The sequence below is a fragment of the Prochlorococcus sp. MIT 0916 genome (assembly GCF_047305155.1).
GTDB lineage: Bacteria > Cyanobacteriota > Cyanobacteriia > PCC-6307 > Cyanobiaceae > Prochlorococcus_B.
Genome location: NZ_CP138980.1, coordinates 459382 through 480448, shown reverse-complemented (window position 1 = coordinate 480448; position 21067 = coordinate 459382). Strand labels below are relative to the sequence as shown.

The window sequence follows — 21067 nt, the reverse complement described above, 5'->3', positions numbered from 1 at the left end:
AAATGTTAATAAGTCGTGGTCGAAACCCAAGTGCAGGTGAAGTAATCACTCAGCTTTTTAGTAATGAAGAGCTTAGGGGAAGAGTCTTAACGACCCTAGGTCTATTGTTAATAGTTCGATTAGGAATTTATATTCCTATGCCTGGAATTGATAGAGAGGCTTTTAAAACTTTTATTGATCAAGGGGGACAGTTGATTGGATTCCTTGATATTTTTACAGGTGGCGGAATCTCAACTTTGGGTATTTTTGCACTAGGTATTCTTCCTTTTATTAACGCTTCAATAATTATTCAATTGCTTACTGCCTCTTTACCGCAATTGGAAGATCTACAGAAAAATGAAGGGGAGGCAGGAAGAAGGAAGATTGCTCAAATCACTAGATATGTAGCCTTGGGGTGGGGAATGGTTCAAAGTACAGTTTTTGCTTTAATTCTTAGACAGTATGCAGTCGAAGGTCTTGGCGAAACTGAATTTGTTATTCAAACATCACTGGCATTAGTTACTGGATCGATGATAGTTATGTGGCTTAGTGAGATTATTACTGAAAAAGGTATTGGCCAAGGGGCTTCTTTAGTTATTTTCTTGAATATTGTTGCGACCTTGCCTAAGGCACTTAGTTCTACTATTGAAAAAGCTCAAACCGGTGATAGAGCAGATGTTCTTGGAATAATAATTCTTTTGATAGTTTTTTTAATTACAATTGTGGGTATTATTTTTGTTCAAGAAGGTGCTAGAAGAATTCCTATAGTAAGTGCAAAAAGCCAAATGGGAGGTACAGCCCTTTTGCCAAGTAGGCAAAGTTATTTACCCCTTAAGTTAAATGCTGGTGGCGTTATGCCCATAATTTTTGCTTCTGCATTGATTTTCCTTCCTATTACAATCGCAAATTTCACGCAAAATCCTTTACTTATTAAGGCTGCTAGTTCTCTTAATCCAGGTTCATCCAACCCATGGCCATATGCAATTACCTTTTTTGCATTGATTTTGGGTTTTGCTTATTTTTATGCTTCTTTAACAATTAATCCAATAGATATTGCTTCTAATTTAAAAAAGGGTGGTGTTGCAATTCCAGGCGTGAGGCCGGGAAGTTCTACTTCTAATTATCTTTCAGGTGTTCAAAACAGGCTCACTTTACTAGGTGGATTATTTCTTGGTTCAGTTGCCATTGTCCCTGCTGCAGTAGAGAGAGCAACTAATGTGCAAACTTTTCAGGGCCTTGGGGCGACTTCATTATTAATCTTGGTGGGAGTTGCAATTGATACATCTAAGCAGATTCAGACTTATGTGATTTCTCAAAGATATGAGGGATTAGTACGTCAATAAAATCTTTACCATGTTTGTTATTTAAATGAAAAAGAAATTACTATTCATTGGTCCTCCTGGTGCGGGTAAAGGGACTCAAGCAAATCTTTTTTGTAAGAAATACGGATTAGATCATCTTTCAACTGGAGATTTACTTAGAGATGAAGTCTCCTCGGGGTCAGTATTAGGGCTTAAAGCTGAGGAGGTTATGAATAAAGGAGAATTAGTAAGTGATGAATTAGTTCTCTCAATTGTTGAAGGAAGATTGGAAAATATTCATAAAGGGTGGTTACTTGATGGTTTCCCTAGGAATGTTAATCAAGCTAATTCTCTAAAAAGTCTTTTAGAAAAAATAAATCAACCTTTAGAAGCAGTCGTACTAATAAAATGTTCCGACGATTATTTAATCAAAAGGCTTTTACAAAGAGGAAGGCAGGACGATAATGAACAAGTCATAAAAAATAGACTCGAAATTTATAGAGAAAAAACCTCACCCTTAATTGATTTGTATAAGAAGCAAGGTATTCTTGAAGAGATAGAAGGTAATGCTGACATAGATGTTGTGTTTTCATGGATTGAGAAATCTTTAGGCTGACGATGTAGTAAAGTTATAGTTTGGAAATAGGAGAGTCTCACCCAATGAAGGTTAGATCCTCAGTCAAAAAAATTAGTCCTGACGATCAGATCGTGAGGCGAAGAGGCCGTATCTATGTGATCAACAAGAAAAGGCCTCGTAATAAGCAGCGTCAGGGTTGATTCCTGACTTTTGAAGAAGTCTTAAACGATTAAATTTTTTCGTTTGTTTTTTTCAACAACGGTCATCATTAATTTATGATGATTTCATTGTCCTCTTCGATTTATCCCTAAGTGGCACGGATTTCAGGCATCGATATACCTCGCGAGAAGCGGGTAGAAGTTGCCCTTACTTACATCTACGGCATTGGCTTAACTAGAGCCCAGGCTATCCTTGAAAAATCAGGTGTTAATCCTGATATTCGTGTAAAGGATTTAGAAGATAGTGATATTCAGAAGCTCAGAGCTGTTACTGAAGAATTCACTCTTGAAGGAGATTTGAGGCGCCAAGAAGGAATGGCGCTTAAACGACTTCAAGATATCGGATGTGTCCGTGGACGCAGACATCGAATGAGCCTTCCTGTTCGTGGACAACGAACAAGAACTAACGCTCGGACAAGAAGAGGAGCTAGAAAAACTGTTGCAGGAAGAAAGAAATAATTTCTTAAGACTCCTGTTACCAATTGGTAATTCACTTAATCTTTTTAAATAAAGCACAGCCTAATGGCTACACCCTCAAAGAAATCTGGTTCTAAGAAGTCAAAGCGCAATGTTCCAAATGGAGTTGTGCATATTCAAAGTACCTTCAATAACACAATTGTCTCAATTACTGACACCTCTGGTGAAGTAATTTCCTGGTCATCGGCAGGAGCAAGCGGATTTAAAGGAGCTCGAAAAGGTACTCCTTTTGCGGCTCAGACCGCTGCTGAACTTGCAGCCCGAAGGGCTCTAGAGCAAGGAATGCGTCAAATAGAAGTTCTTGTACGAGGACCAGGCTCAGGTCGTGAAACCGCAATAAGAGCGTTGCAAGTAGCTGGTCTTGAAATTACTTTGATCAGAGATGTAACTCCTCTTCCTCATAATGGTTGCAGGAGACCTAAGCGCAGACGCGTTTAAAATCTATTCACTTGAGTGAACTTTTCTTTTTTTCCACATCCCTTTAGACCGTGTTGCAATACCAGATAGACAGGATCGACCATCAAATTTCTAATGATCGTTCCCAAACAGGCGTCTTCCTTATCGGACCTCTTGAAAGGGGTCAAGCAACAACTTTGGGTAATTCCCTACGCAGAGTTTTAATGGGCGGACTCGAAGGCAGCGCAGTTACTGCTGTCAGGATTGCAGGTGTTAATCATGAATATGCAACAATCCCAGGCGTTAGAGAGGACGTTTTAGACATTCTTCTAAATTGCAAACAAATTCCAGTTGATAGTCGTAGTCAAGATCTTGAGATAGGAAGAATTGTTGCAACAGGTCCAGCTGAAGTTAAAGCAAAGGATATTCAGTTTTCATCTCAAGTTGAAGTTGTTGACGGTGAACGTCCAATAGCAACAGTTCATGAGGGCCACAACCTTGAATTAGAAATACATGTAGAAAGAGGTGTTGGATATCGACCAGTTGATAGAAGAAACGAGGAGACAAGCGCAATTGATTTGCTTCAAATTGACGCAGTATTTATGCCTATAAGTAGAGTCAATTTTACTATTGATGAAACTGCAGTGGCTGAGGGAGGATCGACTAGAGAAAGATTAAAAATGGAGTTAGTAACTGATGGATCAACCTCTCCAGACGATGCATTAGCGGAAGCTGCAAATCAACTGATAGAACTTTTTCAACCTCTTGCCACTGTCTCAATGGTAGAAGAGATTCCTGAAGAGCCTGAGCCTGCAGCAGAAGCTCAAATCCCCCTCGAGGAGTTAAACTTATCTGTACGAGCTTATAATTGCCTAAAACGTGCCCAAGTAAACTCTGTTTCAGATTTGATGGGTTTCAGTTATGAGGATTTGTTAGAAATTAAGAACTTCGGTTCTAAATCTGCTGATGAAGTTATTGAAGCTCTAGAGAGAATTGGAATTTCTATCCCACAAAGTAGAACTTCTGCATGACTTTCAGTCTTATTCTTACTACATTTCAAAGCTAATCCAATGCGTCATCAACGTCGAATTCCACAATTGAGTCTCCCTGCAGATCAAAGGAAGGCACTTTTAAGAGGATTAACTACTCAATTAATTCGTGAGGGTAGGGTTACAACAACCAAAGCACGAGCAAAAGCTTTGAGAGATGAAACTGAGAGGATGATTACTTTGGCCAAGGATGGTAGCCTTTCTTCAAGAAGAAGAGCTATCGGATATGTATACGATAAGCAGTTGGTCCATGCACTTTTTGAGAAAGCGCAAGAGCGATATGGAGATCGTCAAGGTGGTTATACTAGAATTGTGAGAACAACTCCAAGACGAGGTGATAATTCTGAAATGGCCATTGTTGAACTTGTATAGTGTTTTATTGTTCAAAAGTTAACTAAATTTTTTCTATTTTCTTTCCTAATTTAATTTTTTAGTTTTAACTTGACTAAGAGAATTGCAATTGTTATTCAGTATGATGGATTAGGCTTTAGAGGTTGGCAAAATCAAAAAGATTCAATAACGGTACAAGGGGTTTTAGAAGAAAAAATTGCAGAACTTGATCCATTTAGACCAGTTAAAGTTATAGCAGCAGGTAGAACCGATTCAGGAGTTCACGCTTCCGGGCAAGTTGCTCATTTTGATTCTTCTGGTCCAATCCCTATTCATAAATGGACATCAGCTCTTAATGGCAGGCTTCCGACTTCAATCCAAGTTCTTGAAGCAGTACATGTACCTAGAGATTGGCATGCTTGCTATTCGGCAAAATATAGAAGATATAGGTATTCTCTGTTCAATGGTTCCTATCCAAATATTTTTCTTCAAAATATAAGTTGGCATAGATATAGATCTAGGTTAGATATCAATTTAATGAAGCAAGCTTTGAATGATTTATTAGGTTTACATGATTTTTCAGCTTTTCAAAAAGCAGGAAGTAATAGGAGTAATGCATTCACTACGGTGCAGGATGTTTCTATTTGTCGTCAAGGAGATATAGTCACAGTTGAGATACAGGCAAGTGGCTTTTTGTATGGCATGGTAAGGCTTTTGATGGGTCAATTAGTTGCTGTTGGGGAAAAAAGACTTTCTCTTGAAAAATTTAGAAATAGATGGAGACAGGGTTTGCGTTCTGAAGTGAAAGAGGCTGCTCCACCTAAAGGCCTTTGTTTAATAAGAGTTGGTTATGAGGAAAAGATCTTTTCAAAAGAGAAAAGTTTTGACACTTTTCCGACTTTTGCTCTGCCAAAATTTGATTCATCAAAAGATTAAAAAAAGATAAAAGATTAATAAATTAAAAATCGGAATTTTGATAAATCAGTAATTTAAATTTTATGCCAACAAAAAGGCCTGTTTGCAGCCATCGAAGTGTAGAATTAGTTTTCTGAAGAATCAGATCAATTATTTGACTTGATAACTTCCTTAAACAGCATTATTAAAAGGATAATGCGTATTCAGTGTTAAAGGTGTTCGGGAAAAATGAACAAGACATCAGTGCCTTCGTCAGATTCAATAGAACGCCAGTGGTTTCTGGTGGATGCAGAGAATCAGACGCTTGGTCGACTAGCAACTGAAGTTGCTAGTGTACTCAGGGGTAAGACAAAGCCCAATTTCACTCCTCACCTAGATACTGGTGATTTTGTGATAGTCGTAAATGCAGAAAAGATCAAAGTAACTGGCAAAAAATCTGATCAAAAACTTTATCGCAGGCACTCTGGTCGACCTGGAGGAATGAAAGTTGAAACCTTTAAGGCACTTCAATCTAGAATCCCTGAGAGAATAGTTGAAAAGGCAATCAAAGGAATGCTTCCTCATACAAGGTTAGGGCGGCAATTATTTACCAAACTCAAAGTATATAAAGGTTCTGATCACCCCCATGCAGCTCAAGAACCTAAAATTCTCAATCTACATTCTGAATCTGTTACGAAATGACTAGTTCCACAACCAATGTCGTTTACTGGGGAACTGGTAGACGCAAGACATCCGTAGCTAGAGTAAGGTTGACGCCTGGAAAAGGTGAAATAGTTATCAATGGTCGACCTGGTGATCATTACTTGAATTTTAATCCTGCTTACATTTCTGCTGTTAAAGCTCCTTTAAAAACTTTAGGATTAAGTGAATCATATGATGTTTTAGTCAATGTATATGGTGGAGGCTTAACAGGTCAGTCTGACGCAATAAAGCAAGGAGCTGCAAGAGCTTTATGTGAGTTGTCTCTTGATAATCGTAAAGCCTTGAAAGTGGAGGGTCATCTTAGTCGAGATCCTAGAGCTAAAGAAAGACGTAAATATGGCCTTAAAAAAGCACGAAAAGCTCCACAATTCTCAAAGAGATAAACACTTTTTTTACTTTTTCCCCTTTCTCTTCTTTTAACATGCCTAAATCAGATATACATCCAACTTGGTATCCAGATGCAAAAGTTATTTGTAATGGTGAAGTTGTAATGACAACTGGCTCAACCCAGCCTGAAATCCAGGTTGATGTTTGGAGCGGAAATCATCCTTTCTTTACAGGGACTCAGAAGATTCTAGATACCGAAGGAAGAGTGGATAGATTTATGAGGAAATATGGCATGGCTTCATCTGATTCAAGTGAAGATAATAATAAATCTCAAAAAGAAAATAAAGAAAGTTGATAGCTGTTGACTTATAGACTTGGGGAACACAAATAATGGATTCTTCAACCCTCGTAAAACGTTTAGAAACAGCTAAAAATAGTTTTAAAAATCTAGAGTTGCAACTAGCAGATCCAGATGTTGCATCAAATCCTAAACAATTAGAAAAAATTGCCAGAGAGAGATCTCGTCTAGAACCTTTGGTTAGTGATTATTTGAGACTCCAGGTAATAGAAAGAGAATGTTTAGAAGCTAAAGCCTTAGTAAAAGAAAGCCGAGATGATCAAGAGATGGAACTTTTGGCTAGAGAGGAGCTTCAAAATCTCGAACTTTCAAAAAATGAATTAATTCAAAAATTGACTTTGGCTCTTTTGCCCAAAGACCCCAGAGATGAAAGAAGTGTGATGCTTGAAATAAGAGCAGGAGCAGGAGGCAATGAAGCTTGTTTATGGGCTGGTGACTTAGCAAGAATGTATGAGAGATATGGACAAAAATTAGGTTGGAGTGTCAAGCCTATCAGCTCAACAGAAGCGGATATGGGTGGTTTTCGTGAAATGATTATCTCAGTTAAAGGAGAGTCAGTTTATAGTCAATTAAAATTTGAAGCAGGTGTTCATAGAGTTCAAAGAGTTCCTTCAACTGAATCTCAAGGACGAGTCCATACCTCTACTGCAACTGTTGCTGTAATGCCTGAAGCTGATCCAGTTGAAGTTAAAATTGAATCTACTGACTTAGAAATTAGTACAGCTAGATCTGGCGGTGCTGGAGGACAAAATGTAAATAAAGTAGAAACAGCGATCGATTTATTTCATAAACCCACAGGTATAAGAGTTTTTTGTACACAGGAACGTTCTCAGTTACAAAATAGAGAAAGAGCAATGGAGATTTTAAGAGCTAAATTATTAGAATTAGAAATAGCAGAGGCTAATGAGAAAGAAAGATCTGCTCGATTATCTCAGGTTGGGACTGGTGATAGAAGTGAAAAGATCAGGACCTATAACTATAAAGATAATCGAACCACTGATCATCGATTAGGAATCAATTTTCCGCTTGAACAAGTTCTAGCAGGTCAATTGGAAGATGTTATTGGCGCATGTATTGCTGAAGAACAAAAAAGGCAAATGGAAGAGATCAGTAATCAACCTGAATAGTTAGGCTACCCATCCAATAACGTACTTACTCCATTCTTTATGACGACCAGAGTGAATTTGTTTTGTAGTTTCAAAACTCATATTGTTTAAAGGTTTATAAGGTTTTGTTTTTAAAGGCATCTTTGCCTCTTCAGGAGTTCTATTACCTTTCATGACGTTGCATTGAAGACATGCAGTGATAACATTCTCCCAATTGTCTGTTCCTCCTCTACTGCGGGGGAAAACATGATCAATGGAAAGTTTTTTATTTTTTTTTCCGCAATATTGACAAAGGTTGCCATCTCTTTGAAATATATTTTTCCTTGATAGAGGTATTTCTCGATATGGAACTTTAATATATTGTCTTAATCTTATTACTGTAGGAGCTTTGATATCTTGTCTAATGTTGTGAGAAAAATCTTCTTCAAGACTTTCAGCCTTACCCTTAAGCATTAAAACAGTCGCGCGACGCCATGAAGTGATGTTCAATGGCTCATAGGAAGCATTCAAAACAAGAACCTGACCCATGCACCCAAGCTATTTAAGCGCCATGCTAGTGGTATTCCAGCCTTGATGCAGTTTCCCTTATTACATTGATTGGATGAAGAATATGTCTGAGATCAACAGAAGTGACAAATTGGTCACTTCTGATGGGACGACAAAGGATTTAATGCGTTCTGACCCTTGTAGCCGTGCCTGGGTTGAGGTCGATTCGAAAGCTATTGAGAATAATTCTAGAATTTTGAAAGATTTTATAGGTCAAGATTGTTTACTTATGGCTGTCGTCAAAGCTGATGGATATGGACATGGTGCTGAGACAGTTGCCAAGGCTGCTTTGCTGGGAGGTGCTGATAGGCTTGGCGTCGCAACCTTAGAAGAAGGTATTGAACTAAGAAAAGCTGGTTTGGATTGTCAGATACTGGTTCTTGGCAATTTAATTAACTCCGAACAACTTTTTTCATCCCTTAAATGGGATCTTATTCCGACAATTAGTAGCATTAGAGAGGCAATAATTTGTAATAACCTAGGCGAAAGAAATGATAGAAAATTTGTTATTCATTTAAAGGTTGATACTGGTATGACGAGACTTGGTTTTGATTGCAATCAAGTTCAAGAAATGTTTTCTAAAATTGATTCTTTAGAAAACATTTCTTTAGCAGGTATATATAGTCATCTAGCTATTGCGGATAAAGATCTTGATAAAAAAACAGAACAATTGATTAATCCAAGTTTTACTGAGATTCAATTAACTACTTTTGAGGAGGTTTTGAAGAATATACATACAAGTAATAAGTACCTGTGTAGGCATTTGGCGAATTCTGCAGGAACGCTTTCAGATAGTAGACTTCATTTTGACATGGTTCGAGTGGGTCTGAGCTTGTATGGTTACTTCCCCATAAATAATTTCAAGTCGGATTTGAACCTAAAGCCAGCATTAAAAGTAAAGGCAAGAATTACATTGGTTAGAAATGTTGAGAAAGGCGTTGGAGTTGGTTATGGTCATTGTTTTAAAACTCAAAGAAAAAGTAAGCTTGCCGTAGCTGCTATTGGTTATGCTGATGGTGTTAGCAGAGCACTTTCTGGCAAGATTTCAGCCTCAATAGGAGGTGTTTTAGTTCCTCAAGTCGGAGCAATTGCTATGGATCAAATGGTCTTTGACATAACTGAAAAATCAGATATCAAAGCAGGTCAAGTTTTAACCCTTCTGGGAACCGATGGCGAAACGTTTATTTCACCACATGAATGGAGTGATTTATCTGGATCAATTCCATGGGAAGTTCTTTGCAGTTTTAGGAATAGACTGCCAAGAGTAGTCACTTAAGATATGAAGAGGAAAACAATATAGTTTTTGGGATCCCTGACTTGATATGGTATCTCATATGGAGAGGTGGCTGAGTGGTTGAAAGCGGCTCCCTGCTAAGGAGTTACAGGAGGTAACTTCTGTCGAGGGTTCGAATCCCTCCCTCTCCGTTCTTAATTAGTTTCAGAGCGTTTCAGACGTTCCCAGAAAAAGCAAGAAAACAGTCTTAGTAATGATTTTGAAAGTTTAAGTTTCAAGCGGTACCTTAGTGTGCCATACAGAACGAAAAGTCCGAGGGGGATTTTTAGGGGGGATTTTCAGAACTCAGTAGGGGGGGAAGAGATCTCTGATATGTCAATCGGTTTCACGTTCGTTTATGTAAATGCCTTGTGTTCTTATTTGTTCTTCTTGTTTTTAGAATAATTATTTATTTGCCTTTAGAAACCCAGAATTGATACATCGCTCTGAAGGTATATGGATGCTTCTCTTCAAACTTTGCCCAGTTTTGTAAGTTGGTTTGCGTTTTATCTTCTGGGAAATAATTTTTATAAAGAGACTTCACTTGTTGCGAAATTCGAAAACCAAGAAAGTTCAATTCATTAGATTCAAAAATTTCTTGTAGTTGTTTAATAGTGAATCTATGTTCTTTGGCGTGAAAGCACAGATCACGGCATTCAGATATCGTATGAAAATCACCCCAACTTCTAAGATTACTAATTTGTTCAATCTTGCCGGAAAAAACATCTTCTCTAAAACTTTTGATATCTTTAACATCTGGTTGAATTTTTTGATTGGCTATATATTTTCTTGCTCTAGCCACATCTTGTCTTGCTAATTCGCTGTATAAACCTAATCCAAGTAATCCATTATGATTTAAAACTCCTAATAATTTTTTTAATCCTTTTAAAGGATCATTCATATGGTGTAAAACACCACCACATTCAATAATGTCAAATTGTTGTTCTAGTAAACTAATTTCTAATATATCCATCTGAATCAGTTCAACATTATTAATTCTAAGTTCATTTATTTTTCTCTGAGCATAAGAAAGACTAGATAAACTTATATCTATAGCAGTCACCTGAGCATTTTTATACCTTTGTGATTGTAAAATTTGTTGACCTGTTCCACAGCCAGCAATGAGAATTTTTGATTTCTGATCTTCTAAATCTGAACGGATTGAGTTCGGTTGAATTTCATTATTAATTACTTGATTAATAGATAATTTTTGATCTTTTGAAGTACTTCCATATCGCCATCTAGGGTATGGATTTTCTTCGTATTGAGCTTTTACTTTTTGTGAAATTTTATCATTAATTGAACCAAGTCTTTTTATACACTTAGACAATTTTATTTCATTTAAAGGTTCTAATATTTGTAATTTTATTAGTTCGTTAAAATTTTCCATTGATGAATTAAAAAATTTTAAAGATGGTATCTCATCTAGAAGTTTATATAGTGGTAAATAACAAGATAAAATTGAAATATTGGTTTCATTGATTTCTCCATTAATACATCTTTTGATAATAGTATTAATAGACAATCTTTCGTTTTCGGATACAGAATATACATATTCATTCAGGAAGCATTGTTCTCCGAGAGCAGTAATAAATTGTAATTCTGAATGTCCAAAAATTTCTTGATTTTGTGAGATCCTATCGCATAGTTTTTTTCTTATCTTTGTAAGTGATTTCTCTAATATAATATCTTTAAATATGATTTTTTTCAGTGCGTTTATTAAGAGTTTATCATGGTTTAATAATTTAATTTTTGAAAACTCTGATTCTATTTTCTTTAGATTGCTTATTATTTCGTCCCTGCATACGAAACTAAATGCTTGGAATAATTCATTATGAGCAATATTATTTTTTTCTAATAGAAGGTTAAGAATATTTTTTAATTTTGATTTATTTAATTGAGATGGATTCGAATCTCTTAAAAACCTTGTTATGTATGGATAAATTCTAGAGTACTTTGGATTAAGTTCAATTGCTTTTACATAACAATCAAATGCTTCTTGTAATTGTTTTAGGTCTTTTAAAACCGCTCCAAGGTTGAGATGAGCCTGAAAGAAATCAGGTTTAAGCTCAATGGCTTTTTTAAATGAGATTTCTGCTTTTTGAAGTTTCTTTTGCCCAACTAAGATTGTTCCTAGAAGGAAATGAGATTGGAATAACTGGGGATTGAGCTCAATTGCTTTGCGAGTAGATATTTCTGCTTCTTGTAATTGTTCTAGGTCTTTTAAAACTGCTCCAAGGTTGAGATGAGCCTGAAAGAAATCAGGTTTAAGCTCAATGGCTTTTTTAAATGAGATTTCTGCTTCTTGAAGTTTCTTTTGCCCAACTAAAATTGTTCCAAGAAGTAAATGAGAGTTGAAGAACTGGGGGTTGAGCTCAATTGCTTTTCGATAGCAAGTCTCTGCTTCTTTAGTCTTCCCTACTTGGAAATAACCATTGGCAAGGTTTACCCAAGCGGGAGCTGATTGAGGGGCGGCTTCAGACGCTTTGATGAGTAAAGATAATGCGTCTTCTTTGTTGCCTGTATTTAGTTCAATTAATCCCGCGTTGGTTAAAGCTGGCGCATAAGACTCATTGATAGCGATTGCTTTTTGATAATACTTTTTAGCATTATTAATATCCCCAACAGCTTTATAGGTATTGCCTAGATCTTTGATTGCTTCATAGTCATCAGGTCTAAGAGTCAGTGCTTTATCAAAATATAAACGAGCATTATCTATCTTTCTTGTTGCTAAAAAAGATTTTGCGATTAATTTTATAGCCTCTATTGAATTGCTATCAGTAGCTAATATTTTCTGACAGGTATCAATTGTTTCTTGATATTTATTTTGTTTAAAGAGTGATTGAGCTATTTCTATATTGGCTTCCAATTCTTAAACCCGAATATGGGGTTAATATATCAGATTTTATTTAATTACTCAGTGCTTGCGTTATAAAAAGAATTGTTTTCCTAAGCAACTACTTGATTGAAGTCGTCCAATTTGGTTATGTCTTTTAATCCATAATTAAAGGTTTGCGAAAACTTTTCTACTGGAACTTGCTGAAGTTTAAGTGAGTATAGTTTTCGTAATAAAAACCTCTGTTATTTTTTTGTTTTAAGTAATCCTGTACTACTAAAGAATTAACTCTTTTAAGCGATATTTTCCATTTTGGATGTAAATATTGTGGTACAAGCTTTCAGTTTTGGTAAGGAGTTTGTTGTTTTCTGCTTTTCGTCTGGTGATTAGCTTTTTGCTGCGTAGGGGTATTTGTAGGGGTAAATATCGCTAATTCACCTTTGAACAGTTTAATCCCTTTCGCTACGGTGCGTTTGAACTCCCCCCGATTCTCTTACCTCTCCGTTTTTCATTAGATTCAGACGGATTCAGAAAGGTTCATAATCCCCCAGAACTACTGATATGACTGAATAGGCTGGTTCAATTGGAATCAAGTGGGTTCATACTAAGTCAAGCGTGTGTTGTTGGGAATGTTGTTGGGAGAATTTTCTGGAACCAAGCAATGTCTATTAAAACAATTCTGTGAGTTTTATTGAATATGAAAATATTTGATATGGTTAATAGGGAACTTCTTTTTTATTGATGGCAATTGCAAATGTTCATTATTCTTTAATAAGAAAGTTAAGAGAACAAAATATACTTCCATATTTTAATACTATTCTAGAAATAGGAGAACAAAATTGGTATGGAGATTTAAATCCTAAAGTACTTTTTAATGATATTAAATTATTTGCTAAAGAGTCACAAAAAGATGATCTAATAGTGCAATTGAAATCTATTTTTGAAGACTCTACTCCAAATTTTTTGTTTGATATTGCAAAGATATTTTATAAGGTATTTTTTCATGTTGAATCTTTAGAATCAATTGATTTACATGGAACATCTTCTTCAATGAAATTAGATTTGAACCTAAATCATGATCTTGGTAAGCAATTTGATTGTATTATTAATTTGGGAACTGCAGAGCATGTTTTTAATGTGTACCAAGTATTTAAAAGTATTCATGAATGGACAAAAAAAGATGGAATAGTTATTCATTGTCTTCCTATGTATGGAGAGGTAGATCATGGTTTTTATAATTTTCATCCTACTTTCTTTTGGGATTTATTATTAGCAAATAATTATAATAATATTCTACTTGCTAAAACAACTATGAAACAGATTGATGTTTATAAGAACAGGGAATCCTGTAAGAAAGATATATTATCTATGGATAAAAATAAAGCATATGGAATGTGGTCAATTTATAAAAAGATATCTAATGAAGATTTCAAAATACCCAGGCAAGGAGTTTATGATGATAACCTTAAAGAGCAAAATTTAATAAAAGATTATTGGAAGGAGCAAAGGAAAATTGCTGATGTTAGTTCTCTTAGTTAGAGGAAATCTTTACAAATAATTCTTACATCAAACACTAGATGATTGAATAACATTTTTGTCTGTTGTTGGGAATGTTGTTGGGAATGTTGTTGGGAAAATCCCTTTTTAAAAAATTGACAGTTTCAATCAAGTTCACATGGGGTCGCTGGGGTTCAGACGAAAGTCCTCCCTCTCCGTTCTTAATTAGTTTTAGAGTGTTTTAGGCGTTCCCAGAAAAAGCAAGAATATAGTTTTAGTAATGGTTTTGAAAGTTGAAGAGTTTCAAACGCTCCCTTAGTGCGCCATACAGAACGAAAAGTGCGAGGGGGATTTTAAGAACTCAGCATGAGAGATCTCTCTGATATGTCAATCGGTTTCACGCTCGTTGAGGGGGATTGAAGTTTCTTGGGTGGATATGTGTTGTCTGTTTATTACTTAAGGCATAAAAAAGCACCCGCCAAGCAGGTGCTTTTACTCCAATTTAAATAGGATTCCCTGTTCTATGTATTCTTTATATTGAAGAACGTATGATCAGAGGGTAATTATTTATCTTTAAGCTCATAATAATGAGGGTAAATTAATATTATTCCAAAATTAATTAGCAAATATTCATCCACCCCGTAATGATATATTTTGAACCTTCTTTAAGAATATTGCCTTTATGTGCGTGAGTCCATTCAGCAGGCCAAATTAAAGTTAATCCTTTTTGTGGTTGTATCTCAAGATCATAATGACTGAAAAATGTTGACCCTCCTTCTTGAACATCATTCAAATAAGTCATAAAAGCAAAAATACGGTGCAGACTATCTAAAGATAATCTTTCTGTATGTAATTTTTTAAAATGTTGTCCAGGTTTATATCTTTGTAAATTAAAAGAACCAATCTCTAATCTGTCAGATATTTGCTCTAGAAAAGTCCAGTCCTCTACATAGTCTTTATAGCATTCAAAAAGTTGATCAAAATATAATTTAAACGCCCCATTACCAGGAAGAATAATCTCTTTAGGCTTAATTGTAATATCAACGCTATCTTTTATATCCAGATTTAAACTACTTCCTGCTATCCCACTTTTTTGTTTTGAAATATTAAGTTCAAAGTAGGAGATAAGATCGTCACAAATTGAAATTGGTTCTATAGTCCAAGAGCCAATAAAGTTTGGATTTTTATTTCCTGAATCTATTGCTATTTTTTGCATTTAATTAATTGTTATAGAGGATTTTTTATGATTAAAACCGATGGAACCTACGGCTTCTCTTAGTTTAAGAATGCCATCCGAATGATTACCTATCTTTAAAAGTACTTTGCCTATTTCCTCTAGAGCAATTTCAAGATTTTTATTAATATCAATAGCTGCCTCAAAACATAAAAGAGCTTGATCTAATTTACCAAGATCTTCCAATATGATTCCCAGATTGAAATGCGCCTCTGCGAAATCATGTTTTAGTTCAATCGCTTTGCGGTATGATAATTCTGCGTCTTGTAATTTACCCTGATCTTTCAATATGTTTCCCAGATTTAAATGAGCATTTGCGTAATCAGGTTTGATTTCAATTCCTTTGCGGTATGACAATTCTGCTTCTTTTAATTTACCAAGATCTTTTAATATCACTCCATAATTAGAAAAAACTCTTTGATCTTTTAATCCTTGATTAATAAAAAGTTGATAATATTTTGCTGCTTCTGAAATATTCCCTTTTGAATGAAACTTAAATGCTTGATTGATTATTTCTTCTTTAGAAGGTTTAGAAGGAGTATTGGTATTAACAGTAATATTTTCTTTGATTTCACCTAAAGCAAATGGAACGGAAAATGTTTTAACTCCAGTAATTTTCTTTCCCCCTTGATCTTTATCACTAGATTCCATTATTTTCTTAGAACTTCTGTATAAAATAATTCTACTACTAACTATAGGTGCCATTTGGACCTCTTTCTGAGATTATTGAGACTTAACTAATAAGCTAGATGATTGATTAGTTGCTTGATAAAAAGAATTGTTTTCCTAAGCAACTACTTGATTGAAGTCGTCCAATTTGGTTATGTCTTTTAATCCATAATTAAAGGTTTGCGAAAACTTTTCTACTGGAACTTGCTGAAGTTTAAGTGAGTATAGTTTTCGTAATAAAAACCTCTGTTATTTTTTTGTTTTAAGTAATCCTGTACTACTAAATAATTAACTCTTTTAAGCGATATTTTCCATTTTGGATGTAAATATTGTGGTACAAGCTTTCAGTTTTGGTAAGGAGTTTGTTGTTTTCTGCTTTTCGTCTGGTGATTAGCTTTTTGCTGCGTAGGGGTATTTGTAGGGGTAAATATCGCTAATTCACCTTTGAACAGTTTAATCCCTTTCGCTACGGTGCGTTTGAACTCCCCCCGATTCTCTTACCTCTCCGTTTTTCATTAGATTCGATGGATTCAGAAGAGTTCATAATACTTCCAACTTGCTGATACGACTGAATTAAGCGGTTCATTGAGAACCGGAAAGTTCATGCTAACTCAACCACGTGTTGTTGGTATTTTGTTGGGAAATGGACTATTTTCAAATATTGCTGGTTCAATCAAGTTCGCATAGGGTCACTGGGTTTCAAACGTGAGTCCTCACTCTCCGTTCTTTTTGGTTTAGGCTAGTTCGTATGACTTCGGAAAACAGAAATAACGCTGAGGCAGTGTAGGTTTAGAAGGATTAAAAGTTCATATTCATTCGTAGTCTGCAACAGTTTTAATAAGTTTTTTGTGAGGAGTATTTGTTTAAGCTTTCAATAGTTTTAGGTAAAGAAAGAAGAATTTTTTTGGACATATAATAATTAATTTTTTTATCTAATATGATAGTTCTTTTTCATTAATTTATAAATCTAAGGAATTTATTATTAGATCTTTTAGGACTCCTCTTTCTTTTAATTCGACGGTTAACAAATGACTACCAGATTTATACTTTATAAGTCGACAATTTTGATGCTCTATAAAAAATGCATGCTTTTTATCGACTTGTGAAAACTCTGAATAGTGAATCTCTACTTGTGTATTAAATGGTATAAAATTTTTTAGATTTAAACACTTTTGATAAAATTTATCTGATGTATATAGGCTTCCTAAATAACTTGACATTTCTTTCGAGAACAGATAAGGAATTATGTTTTGATCATTTGATTCAGAAATAATAGTTTGAGGATTAAATGCGATTACTTTTTTCAATTTTAATATAGTTCCAAATAATATTGCGGCAAATCCACCAGCAGATGATCCTGTTGCTACTACTTTTTTATATTCCTTATGTGAAATTAATTTTTTTAATAAATCAATTGTTTGTTTAAGATTCTTAGTACTATTCTTTAAACCATTGAGGTAGTAGTTCCTTTTTATATCTCTTATAAAAAGTTTGTCAAATGTATTATTTTCTTTTAGAAAATTATGAAAATCGAAAGACTGCGCTTTGTTAATATTCCTTCCATTGCCTCCAAAAATAATAAGCAGAGTATTTTCATTATTATCTTCAAATAAATAATCATTTTTATCATTATAAAATCTATTTGATGAATTATTATTATCAAACTCACCTTTTATATATCTTAGGTTTGTTAAAACTGCTTTAAACTCATAATTGTTTGGATCATTCTGTATTGCTAGATTCATTTCATAAATTGCTTTTACTAAATTATTATTAAAACTATATATATTGCTGAGGGCATAATGAAAAATACCGTTATTAGGACTAAGTTTAATCGCTTTTTTTATTTCTAATTCTGCTTCTTCTAATTTGCCATGATTTATCAAAATGTTTGATAGATTGTAATAAGCATCTGCGAAATCAGGATTAAGTTCAATTGCTTTGCGAGTGTAGGTTTGAGCTTCTTGAAGTTTCTTTTGTTCAATTAGGATTGTTCCAAGAAGGAAATGAGAGTTAAAGAGATTGGGATTGAGTTCAATTGCTTTTCGGCAGTAAGTTTCAGCTTCTTGCTTCTTTCCTAGTTCAAAATATCCATAACCAAGATTTCCCCAGGCAGAGGCTAATTTAGGGTCATATTGAGTCGCTTTGATTAATAAAGACAATGCGTCTTGTTTGTTACCTGTATTGAGTTCAATGGTTCCTAAATTCGCTAATGCTGGAGCATAGTTATTATTAATGGCTATTGCTTTTTTATAAAACTTTTTAGCAGTATTAATATCTCCAATAGCGTGATATGTATTACCTAAATCTTTAATCACTTCATAATCATCAGGTTTAATTTTTAGCGCTTGATTTAAATATAATTGAGCATCATCTATCTTTTTTAATTTTGTAAAAGCTTTTGCGATTAATTTTAGAGCATTTATTTCAGTGCTATCAGTAGCTAATATTTTATTACAGGTATCAATTGTTTCTTGATATTTATTTTGTTTAAAGAGCGATTGAGCTATTTCTATATTTACTTCCAAGTTGATAAAGCCGAATATGTGGATAATATATCAGGCTTTTATTTGATTTCTCAGAGCTTGTTTTGAAAAGGGCTATTTCCCCCAACCCACTACTTCATTGAAGTTATACAACTTTTATGTGTCCTTTAACCCGTAGTTAAAGGTTTGGGAAAAATCTTCTATTGAGATAGTCGGGAGTGTTGTTGAGTATGACGTTTATTCTTCTCATACGGCACTAGAAATAACCTCCCAAATCATCTGATTTCTTCTTCCATTACCTTTTGCTTGTAAGCAAGAAGTTTTGGATACGCTCTAAGAATCTAAGTAAACGTGTCCGCTTTGGATTGATTGAACTTTTCTGAATACTTTTCAATGAATTGAGCTAAATCATCATTTCTGCGTGAAACATTTTTGTAAATACCTTTTGTTTTCATTTGATTTTCTTATTTTTAGAATAATTATTTCTCCGCCTTTTGATACTCAGAATTGATACATTGCTTTGAAGGTATTGAGATGCTTTTCTTTAAACCTTTCCCGGTTTTGTAAGTTTGTTTTTGTTTTATCTATAAAGGAAAATATTAAAATAGACTTTCAAATTATTATGAAAGTCTAAATTCGTAAATTCTACTAATTATCTAACTAATTCTTCGAATTTATACTCTAGATTTTTGGTAAATAGTTCTGAATTATAAAGTGGTGATATTTCTCTTAGCCTGGACAATTTAGTTTTTATTCTTATAAGTTCATCAGGATTTTTAGCTATATTTATAGCTTTTTCTTCATATTCTTTTTCATTATAAGTAATTAGATCAGTCAAGCCTATTGAAGTTAGTATGCTAGCAGATACTCTCGCCGGAAAACTTTCTCCTATTTTTGTTAGTACTGGCAAACCTGCCCATAAAGCATCTGAGGTGGTTGTATGACCATTATAGTTGAAAGTATCGAGTGCTAAATCTCCAAGCGAATGCCTAGCTAGGTGTTTTTCTAATGGCAAATTTTTGGCGAAGATTAAACGATTTGGATCTACATTTCTTTTTGCAGCTTCTTTCCTTAAGTACCCTACTGAATATTCATTTGATTTATATAACCAAAGTACACTTCCTTTTATTTTACTCAGTATTGTCATCCAAATATCAAATTCTTTGGGAGTGATTTTTTTGTTAGAATTAAAACAAGTAAATACAAAGCTTTTTTCAGGCAGATCGAAATCCTTACGTGAAATAGGTTCAGTACAAATTTCTTTTTTGTTATCGTTACATTGATAACAACTTGGCATTCTTATTATTTTTTCAGAATAAAATTTTTCGTATCCTTTGGGAATTATAATTTCATCTGCGATAATATAGTCAATAGTTCCTGACCCAGAAGAACCAGGATATCCTAGATAATTAATTTGTATAGGGGCTACTCTATAACAAAAAATAGACATTCTATTATATTGAATATAACCCATAAGATCTATTGCTATATCAAGTTTATCACTCCTTGCTAAATCAACAGCTTCGATATCAGTTAATCCTTTAATGTCTTTAAAAATACAACCAGATTTCTTCGCTATCTCAGTGTAATTATCTTCCTTTGGTGGGAAGGAGTATAAATATATTTCAAATTTAGATTTATCATGTAGCTTCAGTATTGAAGAAATCAGATACATGGTTGGATGTGCTCTGAAATCAGATGAGAAATAACCTATACGAATTTTAGTATTGTTTGTAGAAGTAATTAAGTGTGATTTTCTTTCGTATTTTTCCTTGTATAAATTCTTAGATCTTTTTAAGTGCTTTAAAGGATTATCTTCATAATAAAACAAGAGTAGCGGATTTATAGATGAACCTTCAATTCCTAGATTATCTAGCCAATCATTTTCAATTTCTTGATTCTCCCAATTGCATATATTCCCTTTTGATATAATTAATCCAGACTTTGCAGATGATAAATTACTATCTAATTTTACTGCTTCTTTATAGAAATTTATAGAATCAATGTATTTATCTAGCTCCATTAATATTGTTCCAAGATTGGAATGAGCATCTGCGTAATCAGGATTGATTTTAATTGCTTTACGGTATGAGATTTCTGCTTCTTGTAATTTACCAAGATCTTTTAAAATGATTCCTAGATTATAATAAGCATCTGCGTAATCAGGATTAATTTCAATTGCTTTGCGCATGGATTCTTCTGCTTCATATAAGTTCCCAAGTTCTTCCAATAAGTTTCCCAGATTGTAATAAGCATCTGCATAATTAGGATTGATTTCTATTGCTTTGCGGTATGCTATTTTAGCGTCTTGTGATTTGCCATAATTTTTTAAAATTATTCCATAATTAAAAAATACTCTTGCATCAGAAAATCCTTGATTAATAAAAAATTTATAATATTTTGCGGCTTCTAAAATATTCCCTTGTGAATGAAACTTAAATGCTTGATTAATGATTTGTTCTTTAGAATATGTATTAGTAATAATAGTAAGATTTTCTTTGATTTCTCCAATAGCACATGGAACTGGGAATGTTTGTACTTTTATTATTTTTTTTTTTTTGGGTTTTTATCATCTGAATCGTTCAAATTCTCTTTGATTGCTTTGCTCAAGATTCTAATACTTTGATGAAAATTTATAAGATTTCTTGAACTTTGACTAAGTTTGTTGTGAGGAGATTTGTATTCTTTAACAAGTTCTGCCATCGGTTGCCATCGCTTGCCATGTTCGCCTACTAGGAATACCTCCTTCTCCGTTCTCATTAAGCTCGGGCGAGTTTATAGCAGTTCATAA

20 protein-coding genes and 1 tRNA gene are annotated in these 21067 nt (G+C 34.1%); 15 read left to right on the top strand and 6 right to left on the bottom strand.

The annotated features are described in order from the left end of the window. The first annotated feature begins 2 nt into the window (after positions 1 to 2). The 12 genes from secY (at position 3) to prfA (ending at position 7756) form a co-directional block, all read left to right on the top strand. The gene (secY, locus tag SIB53_RS02530; protein ID WP_413678644.1) at positions 3 to 1322 is read left to right on the top strand and encodes a preprotein translocase subunit SecY; all 1320 of its coding nucleotides are present in this window, start codon (positions 3 to 5) and stop codon (positions 1320 to 1322) included. A 25-nt stretch (positions 1323 to 1347) separates the two neighbouring features. Then, the gene (locus tag SIB53_RS02525; RefSeq protein WP_413678643.1) at positions 1348 to 1896 is read left to right on the top strand and encodes an adenylate kinase; all 549 of its coding nucleotides are present in this window, start codon (positions 1348 to 1350) and stop codon (positions 1894 to 1896) included. 44 nt (positions 1897 to 1940) lie between these two features. Further along, the gene (gene rpmJ, locus SIB53_RS02520) at positions 1941 to 2057 is read left to right on the top strand and encodes a 50S ribosomal protein L36 (RefSeq protein ID WP_011295453.1); all 117 of its coding nucleotides are present in this window, start codon (positions 1941 to 1943) and stop codon (positions 2055 to 2057) included. Positions 2058 to 2168: 111 nt separating this feature from the next. Then, positions 2169 to 2534 carry a 30S ribosomal protein S13 gene (rpsM, locus tag SIB53_RS02515; protein WP_269603510.1) on the top strand — a complete coding sequence of 122 codons (366 nt, stop codon included), beginning with the start codon at positions 2169 to 2171 and terminating at the stop codon, positions 2532 to 2534. A gap of 63 nt (positions 2535 to 2597) precedes the next feature. After that, positions 2598 to 2990: a 30S ribosomal protein S11 gene (rpsK, locus tag SIB53_RS02510; RefSeq protein WP_413678642.1), complete on the top strand. Its 393-nt coding sequence runs from the start codon at positions 2598 to 2600 to the stop codon at positions 2988 to 2990. Positions 2991 to 3040: 50 nt separating this feature from the next. Beyond that, on the top strand, positions 3041 to 3979 hold the full coding sequence (locus tag SIB53_RS02505) for a DNA-directed RNA polymerase subunit alpha (RefSeq protein ID WP_413678641.1): 939 nt from the start codon (positions 3041 to 3043) through the stop codon (positions 3977 to 3979). A gap of 39 nt (positions 3980 to 4018) precedes the next feature. Further along, on the top strand, positions 4019 to 4369 hold the full coding sequence (gene rplQ, locus SIB53_RS02500) for a 50S ribosomal protein L17 (RefSeq protein ID WP_413678640.1): 351 nt from the start codon (positions 4019 to 4021) through the stop codon (positions 4367 to 4369). Between the two features lie 69 nt (positions 4370 to 4438). Beyond that, positions 4439 to 5263, top strand: coding sequence for a tRNA pseudouridine(38-40) synthase TruA (gene truA, locus SIB53_RS02495; protein WP_413678639.1), 825 nt, complete (start codon positions 4439 to 4441; stop codon positions 5261 to 5263). A 207-nt stretch (positions 5264 to 5470) separates the two neighbouring features. Next, positions 5471 to 5923 (top strand): 50S ribosomal protein L13, encoded by a 453-nt coding sequence (gene rplM / locus SIB53_RS02490; protein WP_413678638.1) that lies wholly within the window; start codon positions 5471 to 5473, stop codon positions 5921 to 5923. Then, positions 5920 to 6327 carry a 30S ribosomal protein S9 gene (gene rpsI, locus SIB53_RS02485; RefSeq protein WP_413678637.1) on the top strand — a complete coding sequence of 136 codons (408 nt, stop codon included), beginning with the start codon at positions 5920 to 5922 and terminating at the stop codon, positions 6325 to 6327. Before rplM ends, rpsI begins: the two co-directional genes overlap by 4 nt. 38 nt (positions 6328 to 6365) lie before the next feature. Further along, positions 6366 to 6626 carry a 50S ribosomal protein L31 gene (gene rpmE, locus SIB53_RS02480; protein WP_413678636.1) on the top strand — a complete coding sequence of 87 codons (261 nt, stop codon included), beginning with the start codon at positions 6366 to 6368 and terminating at the stop codon, positions 6624 to 6626. A gap of 35 nt (positions 6627 to 6661) precedes the next feature. After that, positions 6662 to 7756 (top strand): peptide chain release factor 1, encoded by a 1095-nt coding sequence (gene prfA / locus SIB53_RS02475; RefSeq protein WP_413678635.1) that lies wholly within the window; start codon positions 6662 to 6664, stop codon positions 7754 to 7756. On the opposite strand, the gene SIB53_RS02470 is transcribed toward prfA, so the two are convergent. Further along, a complete protein-coding gene (locus tag SIB53_RS02470) occupies positions 7757 to 8263 on the bottom strand; it encodes an HNH endonuclease (RefSeq protein WP_413678634.1) in 507 nt (168 codons plus the stop codon). A gap of 73 nt (positions 8264 to 8336) precedes the next feature. Between SIB53_RS02470 and alr the strand changes: the two genes are divergently transcribed. Continuing rightward, complete coding sequence (alr, locus tag SIB53_RS02465) at positions 8337 to 9557, top strand: alanine racemase (RefSeq protein ID WP_413678633.1); 1221 nt, start codon at positions 8337 to 8339, stop codon at positions 9555 to 9557. A 60-nt stretch (positions 9558 to 9617) separates the two neighbouring features. After that, positions 9618 to 9706: transfer RNA gene (locus tag SIB53_RS02460), tRNA-Ser, on the top strand. Between the two features lie 257 nt (positions 9707 to 9963). Here SIB53_RS02460 and SIB53_RS02455 read toward each other — a convergent pair. Further along, positions 9964 to 12423: a tetratricopeptide repeat protein gene (locus SIB53_RS02455; protein ID WP_413678632.1), complete on the bottom strand. Its 2460-nt coding sequence runs from the start codon at positions 12421 to 12423 to the stop codon at positions 9964 to 9966. A 708-nt stretch (positions 12424 to 13131) separates the two neighbouring features. Between SIB53_RS02455 and SIB53_RS02450 the strand changes: the two genes are divergently transcribed. After that, on the top strand, positions 13132 to 13929 hold the full coding sequence (locus SIB53_RS02450) for a hypothetical protein (RefSeq protein WP_413678631.1): 798 nt from the start codon (positions 13132 to 13134) through the stop codon (positions 13927 to 13929). A 577-nt stretch (positions 13930 to 14506) separates the two neighbouring features. Here SIB53_RS02450 and SIB53_RS02445 read toward each other — a convergent pair. The 4 genes from SIB53_RS02445 to SIB53_RS02430 form a co-directional block, all read right to left on the bottom strand. Beyond that, positions 14507 to 15103 carry a 2OG-Fe(II) oxygenase gene (locus tag SIB53_RS02445; protein ID WP_413678630.1) on the bottom strand — a complete coding sequence of 199 codons (597 nt, stop codon included), beginning with the start codon at positions 15101 to 15103 and terminating at the stop codon, positions 14507 to 14509. Further along, positions 15104 to 15826: a tetratricopeptide repeat protein gene (locus SIB53_RS02440; protein WP_413678629.1), complete on the bottom strand. Its 723-nt coding sequence runs from the start codon at positions 15824 to 15826 to the stop codon at positions 15104 to 15106. It abuts the gene before it with no gap. A 923-nt stretch (positions 15827 to 16749) separates the two neighbouring features. Beyond that, positions 16750 to 18318 carry a tetratricopeptide repeat protein gene (locus tag SIB53_RS02435; protein ID WP_413678628.1) on the bottom strand — a complete coding sequence of 523 codons (1569 nt, stop codon included), beginning with the start codon at positions 18316 to 18318 and terminating at the stop codon, positions 16750 to 16752. A gap of 610 nt (positions 18319 to 18928) precedes the next feature. Next, positions 18929 to 20821 carry a tetratricopeptide repeat protein gene (locus SIB53_RS02430; RefSeq protein WP_413679100.1) on the bottom strand — a complete coding sequence of 631 codons (1893 nt, stop codon included), beginning with the start codon at positions 20819 to 20821 and terminating at the stop codon, positions 18929 to 18931. Between the last annotated feature and the right edge of the window lie 246 nt (positions 20822 to 21067).

Bases quoted from the DNA above. Each gene is read 5' to 3' on its own strand.
- secY (WP_413678644.1), top strand. From the start codon at position 3: ATGTTAATAAGTCGTGGTCGAAACCCAAGTGCAGGTGAAGTAATCACT.
- SIB53_RS02525 (WP_413678643.1), top strand. From the start codon at position 1,348: ATGAAAAAGAAATTACTATTCATTGGTCCTCCTGGTGCGGGTAAAGGG.
- rpmJ (WP_011295453.1), top strand. From the start codon at position 1,941: ATGAAGGTTAGATCCTCAGTCAAAAAAATTAGTCCTGACGATCAGATC.
- rpsK (WP_413678642.1), top strand. From the start codon at position 2,598: ATGGCTACACCCTCAAAGAAATCTGGTTCTAAGAAGTCAAAGCGCAAT.
- rplQ (WP_413678640.1), top strand. From the start codon at position 4,019: ATGCGTCATCAACGTCGAATTCCACAATTGAGTCTCCCTGCAGATCAA.
- rplM (WP_413678638.1), top strand. From the start codon at position 5,471: ATGAACAAGACATCAGTGCCTTCGTCAGATTCAATAGAACGCCAGTGG.
- rpsI (WP_413678637.1), top strand. From the start codon at position 5,920: ATGACTAGTTCCACAACCAATGTCGTTTACTGGGGAACTGGTAGACGC.
- rpmE (WP_413678636.1), top strand. From the start codon at position 6,366: ATGCCTAAATCAGATATACATCCAACTTGGTATCCAGATGCAAAAGTT.
- prfA (WP_413678635.1), top strand. From the start codon at position 6,662: ATGGATTCTTCAACCCTCGTAAAACGTTTAGAAACAGCTAAAAATAGT.
- SIB53_RS02470 (WP_413678634.1), bottom strand. From the start codon at position 8,263: ATGGGTCAGGTTCTTGTTTTGAATGCTTCCTATGAGCCATTGAACATC.
- alr (WP_413678633.1), top strand. From the start codon at position 8,337: ATGAAGAATATGTCTGAGATCAACAGAAGTGACAAATTGGTCACTTCT.
- SIB53_RS02450 (WP_413678631.1), top strand. From the start codon at position 13,132: ATGGCAATTGCAAATGTTCATTATTCTTTAATAAGAAAGTTAAGAGAA.
- SIB53_RS02445 (WP_413678630.1), bottom strand. From the start codon at position 15,103: ATGCAAAAAATAGCAATAGATTCAGGAAATAAAAATCCAAACTTTATT.
- SIB53_RS02440 (WP_413678629.1), bottom strand. From the start codon at position 15,826: ATGGCACCTATAGTTAGTAGTAGAATTATTTTATACAGAAGTTCTAAG.